12 protein-coding genes are annotated in these 13,571 nt (G+C 53.1%); 6 read left to right on the top strand and 6 right to left on the bottom strand.

Translation table 11 applies throughout. The features are described 5' to 3' along the window. Window positions 1-122: 122 nt before the first annotated feature. The 4 genes from aceF (at window position 123) to ACIQW9_RS00580 (ending at window position 5,012) form a co-directional block, all read left to right on the top strand. The gene (aceF, locus tag ACIQW9_RS00565; RefSeq protein WP_402331571.1) at window positions 123-1,496 is read left to right on the top strand and encodes a dihydrolipoyllysine-residue acetyltransferase; all 1,374 of its coding nucleotides are present in this window, start codon (window positions 123-125) and stop codon (window positions 1,494-1,496) included. Between the two features lie 82 nt (window positions 1,497-1,578). Further along, window positions 1,579-3,390: a dihydrolipoyl dehydrogenase gene (gene lpdA, locus ACIQW9_RS00570; RefSeq protein WP_402331574.1), complete on the top strand. Its 1,812-nt coding sequence runs from the start codon at window positions 1,579-1,581 to the stop codon at window positions 3,388-3,390. Between the two features lie 111 nt (window positions 3,391-3,501). Beyond that, complete coding sequence (locus ACIQW9_RS00575) at window positions 3,502-4,338, top strand: hypothetical protein (protein ID WP_402331577.1); 837 nt, start codon at window positions 3,502-3,504, stop codon at window positions 4,336-4,338. 212 nt (window positions 4,339-4,550) lie between these two features. Further along, window positions 4,551-5,012: a hypothetical protein gene (locus ACIQW9_RS00580; RefSeq protein WP_402331580.1), complete on the top strand. Its 462-nt coding sequence runs from the start codon at window positions 4,551-4,553 to the stop codon at window positions 5,010-5,012. A gap of 79 nt (window positions 5,013-5,091) precedes the next feature. Here the strand turns inward: ACIQW9_RS00580 and ACIQW9_RS00585 are convergent, their stop codons facing one another. From ACIQW9_RS00585 to ACIQW9_RS00600, 4 genes are all read right to left on the bottom strand, one after another. Further along, window positions 5,092-5,718: a GDSL-type esterase/lipase family protein gene (locus ACIQW9_RS00585; protein ID WP_402331583.1), complete on the bottom strand. Its 627-nt coding sequence runs from the start codon at window positions 5,716-5,718 to the stop codon at window positions 5,092-5,094. A 20-nt stretch (window positions 5,719-5,738) separates the two neighbouring features. Next, window positions 5,739-6,263 carry a C40 family peptidase gene (locus ACIQW9_RS00590; protein ID WP_402337795.1) on the bottom strand — a complete coding sequence of 175 codons (525 nt, stop codon included), beginning with the start codon at window positions 6,261-6,263 and terminating at the stop codon, window positions 5,739-5,741. A 40-nt stretch (window positions 6,264-6,303) separates the two neighbouring features. Then, the gene (locus ACIQW9_RS00595; RefSeq protein ID WP_402331586.1) at window positions 6,304-7,506 is read right to left on the bottom strand and encodes an acetylornithine transaminase; all 1,203 of its coding nucleotides are present in this window, start codon (window positions 7,504-7,506) and stop codon (window positions 6,304-6,306) included. 253 nt (window positions 7,507-7,759) lie between these two features. Further along, on the bottom strand, window positions 7,760-8,788 hold the full coding sequence (locus ACIQW9_RS00600; protein ID WP_402331589.1) for a CDP-6-deoxy-delta-3,4-glucoseen reductase: 1,029 nt from the start codon (window positions 8,786-8,788) through the stop codon (window positions 7,760-7,762). 12 nt (window positions 8,789-8,800) lie between these two features. Between ACIQW9_RS00600 and ACIQW9_RS00605 the strand changes: the two genes are divergently transcribed. Beyond that, the gene (locus ACIQW9_RS00605) at window positions 8,801-9,715 is read left to right on the top strand and encodes an SDR family oxidoreductase (protein ID WP_402331591.1); all 915 of its coding nucleotides are present in this window, start codon (window positions 8,801-8,803) and stop codon (window positions 9,713-9,715) included. 570 nt (window positions 9,716-10,285) lie between these two features. After that, window positions 10,286-11,056 carry a TerC family protein gene (locus ACIQW9_RS00610; RefSeq protein ID WP_402331594.1) on the top strand — a complete coding sequence of 257 codons (771 nt, stop codon included), beginning with the start codon at window positions 10,286-10,288 and terminating at the stop codon, window positions 11,054-11,056. 226 nt (window positions 11,057-11,282) lie between these two features. Here the strand turns inward: ACIQW9_RS00610 and ACIQW9_RS00615 are convergent, their stop codons facing one another. Both ACIQW9_RS00615 and ACIQW9_RS00620 read right to left on the bottom strand, forming a co-directional pair. Then, complete coding sequence (locus ACIQW9_RS00615) at window positions 11,283-12,353, bottom strand: porin (protein WP_402331597.1); 1,071 nt, start codon at window positions 12,351-12,353, stop codon at window positions 11,283-11,285. 113 nt (window positions 12,354-12,466) lie between these two features. Continuing rightward, the gene (locus tag ACIQW9_RS00620; RefSeq protein WP_402331600.1) at window positions 12,467-13,561 is read right to left on the bottom strand and encodes an ABC transporter ATP-binding protein; all 1,095 of its coding nucleotides are present in this window, start codon (window positions 13,559-13,561) and stop codon (window positions 12,467-12,469) included. Window positions 13,562-13,571: the final 10 nt, after the last annotated feature.

A 13,571-nucleotide genomic window follows, 5' to 3' on the forward strand; every position in this document is an offset into this window, starting at 1 on the left:
ATATAAAAATCCTTCCTCATCAATGAGGTGACGGGGATGCAGATGGTGCGCAGAAAACACTGCCAACCACTTGCTTCCCCGCTGTCATGATGGTGGACACGCAAACAAGCGGAGAGTGAACGATGAGCACGATTGAAGTCAAAGTCCCGGATATCGGCGATTTCAAGGAAGTTGAAATCATTGAGTTGTTAGTCAAGGTAGGCGATACGATCAAAGTCGATCAATCGCTGATTACGGTTGAGTCCGACAAGGCCAGCATGGAAATTCCATCCAGCCACGCCGGTGTCGTAAAAGAAATCAAGGTCAAGCTCGGCGACAAGGTTGCCGAAGGCTCCTTGTTGTTGACGGTGGAAGAGTCGGCGTCGGAGGCCGCTCCGGCAGCCGCTCCAGCTCCTGCTGCAGCACCGGCACCTGTAGAAGCTGCCAAAGCAGAACCAGTAAAAGCTGCAGAGCCAGCACCAGTTGCACAAGAAGCGGCCCCCGCGCCTGTAGCGCAGCCCGCGCCGGTGGCTGCACCAGCAGCGCCGGTTGCAGCGTCGGCACCAGCGACTGCAGCAAATGCAAAGGCACATGCATCGCCATCAATACGCAAGTTCGCACGCGAACTCGGTGTCGATCTGGGCAGCGTTGCGGGTTCCGGCCCTAAAGGTCGCATCACGCAAGAAGACGTACAGAACTATGTGAAGGGCATCATCGCTGCCGGTCCTGTTTCAGCCCCAGTTGCTGCCGCGCCTAGCGCATCGCGCGGTGGTGCAGGTCTGGATCTGTTGCCGTGGCCATCGCTGGATTTCAGCAAATTCGGCACGACAAGCTTGTTGCCGCTGTCACGCATCAAGAAAATCAGCGGCCCGAATCTGCATCGCAACTGGGTCATGATCCCGCACGTCACGCAATACGACGAAGCTGATGTGACCGAGCTGGAAGAACTGCGTAAATCGACGAATACCGCGCTGGCCAAATCCGGCGTCAAGCTGACGATGCTCGCGTTCGTCATCAAGGCTTGCGTCGCTGCGTTGAAAAAATATCCGGCCTTCAATTCATCGCTTGATGCCGCTGGCGAAAACCTGATCCTCAAAGAGTATTACAACATCGGCTTTGCAGCCGATACGCCGCAAGGTCTGGTCGTGCCGGTTGTCAAAGGCGTGGATCAAAAGTCGGTCACGCAAATCGCGCAAGAGATGGGCGAGCTGTCTGCACAGGCACGCGAAGGCAAGTTGAAACCTGCCGACATGCAGGGTGCAACGTTCACGATCTCTTCGCTGGGCGGCATAGGCGGTACGTATTTCACACCGCTGATCAATGCACCTGAAGTCGCGATTATCGGTTTGTCGAAAACATCGATGAAGCCGGTGTGGGATGGCAAGCAATTTGTGCCGCGTCTGATCATGCCTTTGTCGCTGTCCTACGATCACCGCGTGATCGATGGTGCGCAAGGTGCACGTTTCGTCACCTACCTGAGCGAAGTGTTGACCGATTTGCGCAAATCGCTGCTGTAATCGGCGCACGCAAAAAAATCAGACCAAGGTTCGTGCCGACGCTCATGCGCGGCGCACCTGATAAAAATACGGAGCTAAAGCGATGAGCACGATAGAAGTCAAAGTCCCCGATATCGGCGATTTCAAGGAAGTGGAAATCATCGAACTGCTGGTCAATGTGGGCGATACGATCAAGGTCGATCAATCGCTGATTACGGTTGAGTCCGACAAGGCCAGCATGGAGATTCCATCCAGCCACGCCGGCGTCGTCAAAGAGTTGAAGGTCAAACTCGGCGGCAAGGTTGCAGAAGGTTCGCTACTGCTGATTCTGGAAGCATCGGAAAGTGCTGCTGCTCCTGCAGCAGCAGCGCCGACTGCGCCTACACCTGCCGCCGCGCCAGCTGCGGCTCCAGCCGCGCCTGCAATAGCCGCCGCCCCTGTTGCTGCGGCACCAGTCAATGTACCGGCCGCTGCCAGCTTCGCAGGCAAAGCGGATATCGAATGCGACATGATGGTTCTCGGCGCAGGTCCTGGCGGTTACTCCGCTGCGTTCCGCTCCGCCGATCTCGGCATGGCTACTGTTCTGGTCGAACGCTACTCAACACTCGGCGGCGTCTGCCTGAACGTCGGTTGCATTCCATCGAAAGCACTGCTGCACGTTGCTGCAGTGATTGATGAAGCGGCTGCAATGACAGCGCATGGCGTCACCTTCGGCAAACCGCAAATCGATATCGACCAGCTGCGCGGCTACAAGGAAAAAGTCATCGGCAAGATGACGACCGGCTTGTCCGGCATGGCCAAGGCACGCAAGGTCAATGTAGTGCAGGGCGTCGGCCAGTTTGTCGGCACCAATCACATTGAAGTCACCGCAGCTGACGGCAGCAAGAAAACAATCCAGTTCAAGCAAGCCATCATCGCAGCCGGTTCATCAGTTGTGAATCTGCCTTTCGTTCCTGAAGATCCGCGCATCGTCGACTCCACCGGCGCGCTTGAATTGCGCAGCGTGCCCAAGCGCATGCTGGTCATCGGCGGCGGCATCATCGGTCTGGAAATGGCAACCGTCTATTCAACGCTCGGTGCACGCATCGACGTGGTTGAAATGCTGGACGGCCTGATGCAGGGCGCAGATCGCGACATGGTCAAGGTCTGGCAAAAATTCAACGAGAAGCGCTTCGACAAAATCATGTTGAAGACCAAGACTGTTGCGGTCGAAGCATTGAAAGAAGGCATCAAGGTGTCTTTCGAAGCAGCAGAAGCTGGTGTCACTGCGCCGGAACCGCAAGTCTACGACATGGTATTGGTCGCAGTCGGCCGCAGCCCGAACGGCAAGAAGATTGCAGCCGACAAGGCTGGTGTTACAGTCACTGATCGCGGCTTCATCGAAGTCGATGCGCAAATGCGTACCAACGTGCACCATATCTTCGCCATCGGCGATCTGGTCGGTCAACCCATGCTGGCACACAAGGCCGTGCATGAAGCACACGTTGCAGCAGAAGCTGCGGCAGGCGAGAAGTCCTACTTCGACGCACGCGTGATTCCATCCGTTGCTTACACCGACCCTGAAGTCGCATGGGTAGGTATCACCGAAGATGAAGCCAAAGCCAAAGGCATCAAGCTGGAAAAAGGTCATTTCCCATGGGCAGCATCGGGTCGTGCTGTGGCTAACGGTCGTGACGAAGGCTTCACCAAATTGCTGTTCGATGCAGAAACAAAGCGCATCGTCGGCGGCGGTATCGTCGGCACGCATGCGGGCGACATGATCGGCGAGATTGCGTTGGCGATCGAGATGGGTGCAGATGCGGTTGATATCGGCAAGACGATACATCCGCATCCGACCTTGGGTGAATCGATCGGTATGGCGGCGGAAGTGTACAAAGGTGTGTGTACTGATTTGCCACCGATGAAGAAGAAGTAAGTCTTCATGTATCCCTAACAAAAAGCGACGCAATGCGTCGCTTTTTGTTAGGTTAACAGAATAGTCTGTACCTAAATCGTTATGTGCTGATCTCAACGTAGAAAAACTCAAATGAAGATACGCTTCGATTGGAAATTTTGGATCCCTTTGGGCGTCACACTAGCCAGCGTGATAGTACCTGTTTGGTTATGGCAAGCAGATCTTACGGCGCGTTCTCTTCATTTTAAAAAAATCTCGCAAACTTCTCTCCAACTGCCAGCGACTGCAAAGGCACTGGATTTAAAGATTTCGGCAGCAGATGCGGAACTTCCGAGTCCATATTTAACGGTATTTGAATTGATAAACGACGGTGCGAAACCGGTACCTTCATCCGATTTTGAGTCACCGATCGAAATTATCCCAAGTAACGCAGCGACCGTAATACGAACAAGCATTAACGGCACGAATCCTCGAGATTTAACCCCGGCCGTTTCGGTTGATGCCGGCTTAATCAGTATCAAACCAATGCTATTTAACCCAGGGGATTCCGTTACGATTGCTGTATTGACGACAGGTGAGGAACCGATTTTTTCTTCGCGAGCTCGCATTGTCGGCATTCACACGGTGCCGATTATTGATGCACAGCCCAAGGCAAAAATATCCATTCTATTTAGCTTGGCAATGCTTTTAACTGCTCTGATAAGTTTTGTCGCCCTGAATCTCGTCCTCGGTGGATGGCCTTCAGCAGGTGTTCATTTACGTCCTAGATCAGCCTTCTTGATTTTTATACTTGCAGACGGGGCGGCTGCGGTGTCTATATTTGCTGGTCTGGAATCTTTTGGGGTGACCGGTTACTTACCAATACTTGCCACACTAGGATGTGGCGTATTAGTAACAGGCTTTATGGCAAATTGGCTGAATAGAGCCGAGGCACCAGTAGCTATTTCTTCGGACCAAAGCGCGAGTTGAGGGTCATTGGCCTACGTTACCATTTGACGGTAACAATCTATGTGGCGAGAGCTAATCGCGACTCGCTGCATTAGCAAGTAGGCGAAAAAGCGTAGAGCCCTTCGTAGTATCTGCGAAATCAATATTAGCCCAACCTACCGTGCTGCCGATGTATACCGCAGCGTCCATTTTATCCAGCAGTGTTTGCGATATACATTACGTTAGGTAAACCGATGACCTTTAACCTTCTCGCCGCTTTGCCGGCACTCATACCAAAAGCAATTGAATGGGCGGAAGCTCATAGTTCTTTTATTGAACAGTCAGGCCAACCTCTTAACGACGCTTTTCTCGCTGTAGCTAGAAGCGTTGGGGTATTACATCCAGAGCTTATTCGTGTGGCTGAAGTTTCCTCTCTGCCACTACCCGAAGACCTAGATTTGAAGCTGGCAGCTATCGGCACAGGGTTGCTCGGCCCAGGGATGGTTGGTTTAACCCTTGGTTATGGTGTCTATGTTTGTCGTGGACACGGAAGTATCCGACTTCTCTCTCATGAGTTTCGGCATGTGTATCAGTATGAGCGTGCGAGTTCTATAGCGGCCTTTCTTCCTGTCTATCTTCATCAAATAGCTACAGTTGGGTACCAAAATTCGCCATTGGAAATTGATGCTAGAGCGCACGAGAAACACCATGCTTAACCTCTCGTCAAGAGGGGCTGCGGAACGGCGTGGCTAGTTTCTTCGTCCGTCTACGCGCCGCAGCGCCTTACCTTCAACGTTAGCCATTTGTCGTGCTGAAACACCATTCAGACCAATCCTGCATCAATCCAGCCAAGCGCTCATATCCACGCCTACCTGGATGCGCAAAATCATTGGCAATCGCTTCCTTCAGCCAGTGTTCATCTTTGCGTAAAACTTCAAACACAGACAAGTAGGGAACATTCAGCGTCGCTGCCAGTTCGGTAAATTGCTTATCCAACTGCGCGACGCGGCGATTGTGTGCGCTGTCCGGCATAGGCGGTGGGCCTATCACCAGGACTTTGTAACTTGACGATGAGGTGCTCAAGATGTTCTGGAAATTGGTGAGACTTTCTTCTTCCGACACACGCTGCACACCCTTAAAAATCGATGTGTCATTGACGCCAAACGAGAACACGACGAGTGCTTCGCAATCGGCGGGCAGTCTCACCGCACATTCCTGTTGCCAGCGCGCTGCGATATCGCGACTGGTGTCGCGGCGAATGCCGAGGTTGTAGTGAGTGAGATTGACGCCGCGTGCTACGGCATCTTGTGCGACGCGACCAGCCCAGCCTAAGCAGAGCGGATCGCCGGTGCCTTGTACGAAGGAGTCACCGACAAAGCAGATGCGATGATCGATTACGGTTTTAGATTGGCTAGTGCTCACAGATTCGCTCGATTAAAAGATCAATCGAAATAGGTGCGTGCCATTTCAAACCTCGGCGCGAAGTACACATTGTCCATGCGTTCGATGCGCACTTTCCCTTTGCTCGATGGCGCGTGAATGAAGCGGCCATCGCCGATGTACACCCCGACGTGCGAAAACGATCGGTTCAAGGTGTTGAAGAACACCAGATCGCCGGGTCGCAAGGTACGTGGATCAATTTCCTTGCCGCGACGTGCGATGTCTGCGGCGCTGCCGGTCACCTTGAGATCCACTGCCTTGCCATAGATGTAAGACACCATGCCGCTGCAATCGAGGCCGGCTTCCGGATTCTTGCCGCCGAACTGATAACCGGTATCTATCATGCCCATGGCGTAAAGCGCTACCTCATTGCCTTGTTCACTGACAGGCTGCGGTTCATACAGAATTGCTTGAGCAGCACCTTGCCGCTTCACTGGCGTGGACGTACCGCAGGCTGCCAGTACAGACGCAGCAAGCACCGCGAGAAAAATTCCTCGCAAACTAGTTACGTTGAATTTCACTCGCATCAAGATCGTTGCGCTCAACTCTTTAAGTCCGTGCTTCAAATTATTTTTTCACCTGCGTCAGCACATCGGACAGCATCGCGATCATTTGATCGATCTCTTCTATCGTCACATTCAATGCCGGCATAAAGCGCAGCAGGTCAGGGCGGGGCGAGTTCAGCAGTAAACCGACCGGACCCATGTCGCGTGCTTTTTCCACGATCTGCGGGCCGATATCGGAGCCGAGTTTCAATGCGCGCAACAAGCCGTCGCCGCGTTCACCTGCGAGTCCGTGCTGTTTCGTGAGTTTCAACAAGGCTTTGCTCAGATAGTCGCCCTTGTCTTTCACCGATTGCAAGAATCCCGGTGCCAGCAATGCCTGGGCAACGGCGATGCCGACTGCGGTCATCAAGGGATTGCCGTTGTAGGTGCCGCCCTGATCGCCTGGTTCGAAGCAGGCAATTTCTTCGCGACACAGCATTGCGGCCAGCGGTACGCCGCCGCCTATGCCTTTGCCCAGCGTCATGATGTCCGGTTCGATGTCGGACAGCTGATAGGCAAACAACTCGCCGCAGCGGCCCATGCCGGTTTGTACTTCATCGGCGATCAGCAGGATGTTGTGTTTTTTCGTCAGTGCACGCAGTGCCTGCATGAATTCACGCGTGGCCGGCAGCACGCCGCCTTCGCCTTGTACCGGCTCCAGCATCACGGCGACGGTTTTGCCGGTGATCAGTTTTTCCACGCTGGCGATATCGTTCAGTGTCGCCTTGAAGAAGCCCGGCACTTGCGGTGCGTAGATCGTGTCCCAGCCGGCCTTGCCGCTGGCCGACATGGTGGCCAGAGTGCGGCCGTGGAAGCTGTGATCGAAGGTAATGATTTCGTAGCGATTTTCGCCGGTGGTATTTTTGTTGAGCTTGCCCCATTTGCGTGCCAGCTTGATGGCGCTTTCATTGGCTTCCGCACCGCTGTTGGCGAAGAAGACACGATCGAAGCAGGAGTTCTCGGTTAACAAGGCAGCCAGTGCGATCGACGGTTCGTTGTAAAACGCCGGCGATGGATTGATCAATTTTTTCGACTGTGCTGCCAGCGCATCCTGTATGCATTGCGGCGAATGGCCGAGACAGTTGACGGCCCAGCCTTGCAGGTAATCGAGATAGCGTTTGCCATTATGGTCGGTCAGCCACATGCCGTCGCCTTCGGTAAAAACCAGCTCCGGACGGTTGGTGATATAGAGCAGGGCATTGACTGGGTATTGGCTGAATTCCATTTCGACTACTCCTGAGTGCAAATAATGTAAAAGATGTCTGGTGCAAATTACTAAAAAAAAAGCCACAGGATTTGCCTGTGGCTAGGTGAGCGCGAATTTAAAACTACACGCTTACACGCACGGCAATCCCTGCTGGGGCAGTGGGGTACGGCGTCGCAAGAGTGGGGCGGTCATCTTCATGAGAAGAATATTAAGTCGTTTTGCGCAGTGCGTCAAAACGTTTTTCCCGCTGTGGCGCGCCGTCCCGGATGCTTTACCCCATCGCCAGATCGGCTTCTGAAGTAAAGGCATCGGCGTAAAACTCTTCTTCGGGCAAATTGCAGCTGGCTCTGAAATCCGTCCGTGCTGCATCGACCATCGCCGGAGCGCCGCAAGCATAGACCTGATAATTCGACAGATCAGGCAGATCGTTCATCACCACCTGATGTACAAAACCTGTTTGTCCATTCCAGCGATCGTCCTGCGTGGCGTTCGATATCACGGGAACATAGCGGAAGTTCGGTATGGTGCGCGCCCACTCTTCGCACAGCGCATGCATGTACAGGTCTTTCGGACGGCGGCCGCCCCAGTACAGGATCATCGGACGCTCGCTCTTGATATGCACGGCTTGTTCGACAATGGCCTTGATCGGTGCGAAGCCGGTGCCCGATGCCAGCAACACCATCGGTTTGTCCGAATCTTCACGCAGGAAGAAGCTTCCCAGCGGCCCTTCAAAGCGCAGAATGTCGCGCTCTTTCATCGTGCTGAATACCTGATCGGTGAATAGCCCGCCCGGCATATGACGGATGTGCAGGGTGACGTGTTCGCCTACGTGCGGCGCATTGGCCAGACTGTAGCTGCGACGCTTGCCATCCTTGAGCATGAACTCAATATATTGGCCGGCGCGGTATTGCAGTTTTTCGCTGGCCGGCAATTGCAGGGCGATGCTCATCACGTCATCGCCGACGCGTTCCAGTCTGGCAATGCGTGACGGCAGTTTCTTGATCGGGAATTCACCCAGACCGAGTACTTCGCGCGCTTCGATCACGACATCGCCGTGCGGCCGCGCGCAACAGAACAAGGAAAATCCTTTGGCTTCGTCGGTGGCCGGTAGCGCTCTTTCCTGATGGGCGCCATGGGTGACATCGCCGGACAAGACCATGCCCCTGCAACTGCCGCAGGCGCCGTTTTTGCAGCCGTAAGGCAGGCCGACGCCAGCGCGAATCGCCGCGCTCAAAATGGTTTCATCTGCCTCGCAGCTGAATTGCCGACCACTCGGCTGAACGGTTACTTGGAACGTCATACAATCCTGTTAATGAAAATTAAAACCACAAACAAAAATCTTTCCGGCAAATTCGGCAAGCCGCGTTTGCTCATCCTGGGGTGTGGCGATGTAGGCATGCGCCTGTTGCCGTTGTTGTGTACGCGTTTCCGCATTTTTGCGGTGACGACGCAGGTATCGCGACAGGACGCGTTGCGTGCTGCAGGCGCAATCCCGATTATTGCAAATCTGGATCAGCCGGCTACGCTGGCGCGCCTGGCAAGGCTGGCGCACAACATCATTCATCTGGCCCCACCGCAATCGGATGGCGGTATCGATCGCCGTACCCGCAATCTGACCTCCATTTTACCCGACCATGCGGTACTGGTTTATGTCAGCACGTCCGGCGTGTATGGCGATTGCGGCGGCGCATGGATAGATGAGACGCGCACTGTACAACCGCATAATCTGCGGGCCACGCGGCGGGTTGATGCAGAACAGGTTTTACGCAACTGGGCAAGGCGCTCGCAATCGCGTCTGGGGATTTTACGTGTGCCGGGTATTTACGCCGACGATCGCCTGCCGCTGGAACGCTTGCAAAAGGGCTTGCCGGCGCTGGCGGCGGATGAAGATGTTCATACCAATCATATCCATGCCGATGATCTGGCGCAGTTGATTGCGCTGGCGCTGTTTCGCGCCCAGCCTGGCCGGGTCTATCATGCAGTTGACGATAGTGAAATGAAGATGGGTAGCTACTTCGATGCCGTGGCCGATGCCTTTGCGCTGGAACGACCGCCACGCCTGACGCGTGAGAAATTGCAGCATGCCGTGTCGCCGATGATGCTCTCCTTCATGTCGGAATCGCGCCGCATGAGCAATCAGCGCATGAAAGCGGAATTGGGTATGCGACTCAGGCATCCTACGGTTGCGCATGCATTGAAACAGGCCGGCAACTTGCCATTAAAATAAGAGATATAAAGAATTCGTTAAGAAAAAATAAGATTTTTCGCCATTTTCATGAAAAAAATCCTGTGCATAGTATTGCGCAGCGATATTCTAAAATCCCCGCTCCTTCCCTGACTTCTGTCACCCCACTTTTTCTGTAAATATTTCATTTATCCTATGTGTAAATTTGTTTTTACCAATTTTTAATTGCCAGAATGAGATGGTTTTATATCTGTTTTTATATGAGTTTAAATAAAACTGTTCGGTTTTTACGTATAAACATAACGCTAAATTCGATTTTTCACTACGTTAGAATTTCGTTAAAGTCTCAGCATTGCCAAAAACAGTTGATCCATAGAATTTTAAGGGGACTGAAATGTAGGACTGTGGTGCTGGTTGTTTATAGAAAAGTATTTTAAAAACGAAACAAATGGCAATAGCCGCTTCATTCAGAGCCTGAACGATAGGCAATTGGTAATGAGCAAAAAGAAACAAGCAGCGCATTTGATTTGACCGTAAAGAGACGGCGATCAAATCAAATGCATTTTGGCGCGACGTACACCGTCGGCCATCAATCAACTATTTGAGATAAACATGGAATTCCTACAAGTATTTACTACGCCGGAAGCATGGATAGCATTGGCAACATTGGCAATGCTGGAGATTGTGCTGGGCATCGACAACATTATTTTCATTACTGTTCTGGTGGATCGCCTGCCGAAACATCAGCAGCAAAAGGGCCGCATCATCGGTCTGGGCCTTGCCATGGGTACGCGTATCCTGCTGTTGCTGAGCCTGTCATGGATGATGGGTCTGGTCGAACCGATCTTCAGCCTTGGCGATATGGGTTTCTCGGGGCGTGACTTGATCCTGTTCTTCGGTGGCCTGTTCCTGCTGTACAAGGCATCGTCGGAAATCAAGGAATTGATGAGCGGACCTGAAGAAGAGCATGAGCAGGCTGCCGGCAAGAAATCCAGCTTCATGATGACTTTGGCGCAAATTGCCGTGATTGATATCGTGTTCTCGCTGGATTCGGTGATTACCGCAGTGGGCATGGTCAAGGAAGTGGAAATCATGATCGTTGCGATCGTGATCGCCGTCGGTGTGATGATGTTTGCGGCAAAAGCGATTGGCGACTTCGTCACCGCCTTCCCGAGCATCAAGATGCTGGCACTCTGCTTCCTGGTAATCGTCGGTGCGGTACTGGTTGCTGAAAGCTTCGAGATCCATATTCCTAAGGGCTACATCTACGGCGCAATGGGCTTCTCGCTGATCGTTGAATTGTTCAACATCCGGATGCGCAAGAATCATCACATGGAAGCATGCGATTTGCCTGAGGTTGGTGGTCACAACGTAACGGCATAACAGGTAGATGTGAACGATGCGGTGCTTAGGTAGCGCATCATGTACGGCCTCTAACGAGATGCTTGAAATGAAAAAGGAACCCTAATCGGGTTCCTTTTTTTATTGTTGCCAGGAAGTGTGATTGCGTCACAGAAGTTCTTGAATAACGCATATGGACAGGCACAACAGGCCGGATTGAAATAACCGGGCGGAATGGATATCCCGTCCGGTTTTAAACACACGGTTTTTAGAAGCGATGCTGGATGCCGCCGACGATACCGGTTTGATTGCTGGCGAAACCGTTTGCATCATCACGCGATAAACCAACCTTTTGCCCGTTCTTTGCCTTGGCGTACGCCGCGCTCAGATACAGGTCGGTACGTTTTGACAATGCATACTTTGCGCGGAGTGAGAGCATATATGGATCTGCATCAGTATTTGCAGCGACGTTCTTGATGTCTTGATAGGAGAGCAGGGCTATCAAGGTCAGAGCAGGCGTTGCTTTATAGGTGACGCCACCCCAGTAGAAATCGCTACGCTTGTCGGCAGCATTGGTCGCCAGCGTCATTTTGTAATTGCGATAACCAAGGTCGATTCCCAAGTTGCTGCTGATTTGATAGTCACCGGCCAAATGAACGATGGTGGTTTTGTCGTATACGCCAGCGCCGTTTGCCGTACCATTGGCGCGCTGCACTGTTGCGGCGAGGCGTAATGGACCGTTTTCATATCCCGCGCCAAGGTCAATTTTGGCGTTATTGCTGGTGCTGCCTGCCACTTCACCAAAGCTATAGGTGGCACCCAGTTTGAAGGCGCCGAATTTGCCTTGATACTTGAGCATATCGCCCAGATTGGTCACCATGCCGTCTTTGCGACCGCCGGTTGCAGCGGCCCCGGTAATCCATGAATAGCTGGCCGAATAGCCCATGGGATCGAACGGCAGGATGAAGTCATAGGTAGTGGTATAGGAGCGTCCGGCAACAAGGCGGCCCCAACTGCCTTCCAGGCCGACATTGGCTTGTCGTTTAAAAAATTCGGTGTCATCTTGCGCGCCGGTATCTGCCTTGAAACCGCTTTCCAATTGGAATATAGCTTTCAGGCCGCCACCCAGATCTTCTGAACCCTGGAAACCTATACGCGAGGTATTCATGGTGCCGGAATTCAAGCGAACCAAACTATTCTTGTTGGCATTGGCGTTAGTGAGATATTCGATGCCGGTATCGACCCGGCCGTAGATGGTGACGTTGGATTGCGCGTAAGCGCCGGATGCCAGAATGCCGAATGCGGCGAGCATTGCTGTCGTCAGGTATTTCTTTTTCATGTGTGATGTCCCCAATTTATTTGATATTTTCATGTCGGTTGTGCGGTACGGCTGCGCTGCACAAAGGCTGTTGCGTGTGACGGATGCGCCTCCTTTCTGTGATTCAGGAATGATTAAGCAGCCTGGTATGCCCATAGCGAGTTTTGCGGCAATTGCAGCCAGTACTCGCCCGGCACCAATCGTTGTTTTGCATAAGCACGCAGAACGGTGTCGTCGGTGCCGTTCTCGGCTGCATTACGGAAGACGCATTCCCAGCGATCGCCCAGATACATGCAGGTTGAGAGCGGCAACTTGATCGCGTTGTCGATGGAGGTATCGGAAATGTTGATTTGTTCGACGCGGATAATGGCGGTAGCATCGTTCGCGTCGCTGCTTTGCCCACGCAGTGTTGCCTTGACCTTGCCGCCTCCGATTTGCAACACGGCATGCTCGCCTTCGCGTTGCAGTATCTTGGCTGGCAAGCGGTTATTGCTACCCATGAATTCCGCCGTGAACAGGGTGTTTGGCGTTTCATACATGCTTTGCGGCGTGCCTTGCTGTTCGATCTTGCCGTTGTTGAGCAACAGAATGCGATCCGAGATCGCCATTGCTTCGGCTTGATCGTGCGTCACCATCAGTGCCGACAAACCGAGTCGCACGATCAGTTCACGCAGGAAGGCACGCGCTTCTTCACGCAACTTGGCATCCAGATTTGACAGTGGTTCGTCCAGCAGAATGACGGGTGGGTTGTAGACCAGCGCGCGCGCGATGGCGACGCGTTGCTGCTGACCACCGGATAGCTGATGAGGAAAGCGGTCGCCCAACTGGCCGAGGCCGAGCTGGTTCAGCACGCTCTTGACGCGTTCGGCAATCTCACTACTACTCATTTTTCGTAACTTCAAGCCGTAACCGACGTTATCGGAAACAGTCTTGTGCGGCCACAGCGCATAGGATTGGAATACCAGTCCAAGATTGCGTTCTTCGGCGGGAATTTCCAGCTTGCGGCTGCCATCGAACATGGTGCGCTCACCGATTTTTATATTGCCTGATTTCGGCGATTCCAGACCTGCTACTGCACGCAGCAAAGTCGTCTTGCCGCTACCGGATGGCCCCAGCAAGGCGACCACTTCACCACGTTGCAAGTCCATCGACACGCCTTTGAGTATCTGGTTGGCGCTGGCACCGGTGCCGTAGTCGAGATGCAAGTCATTGACACTTAATTCGCTCATGATGATTTCC

It is taken from the genome of Herminiimonas sp. NPDC097707 (assembly GCF_044761395.1).
In the GTDB taxonomy this organism is placed as follows: domain Bacteria; phylum Pseudomonadota; class Gammaproteobacteria; order Burkholderiales; family Burkholderiaceae_D; genus Oxalicibacterium.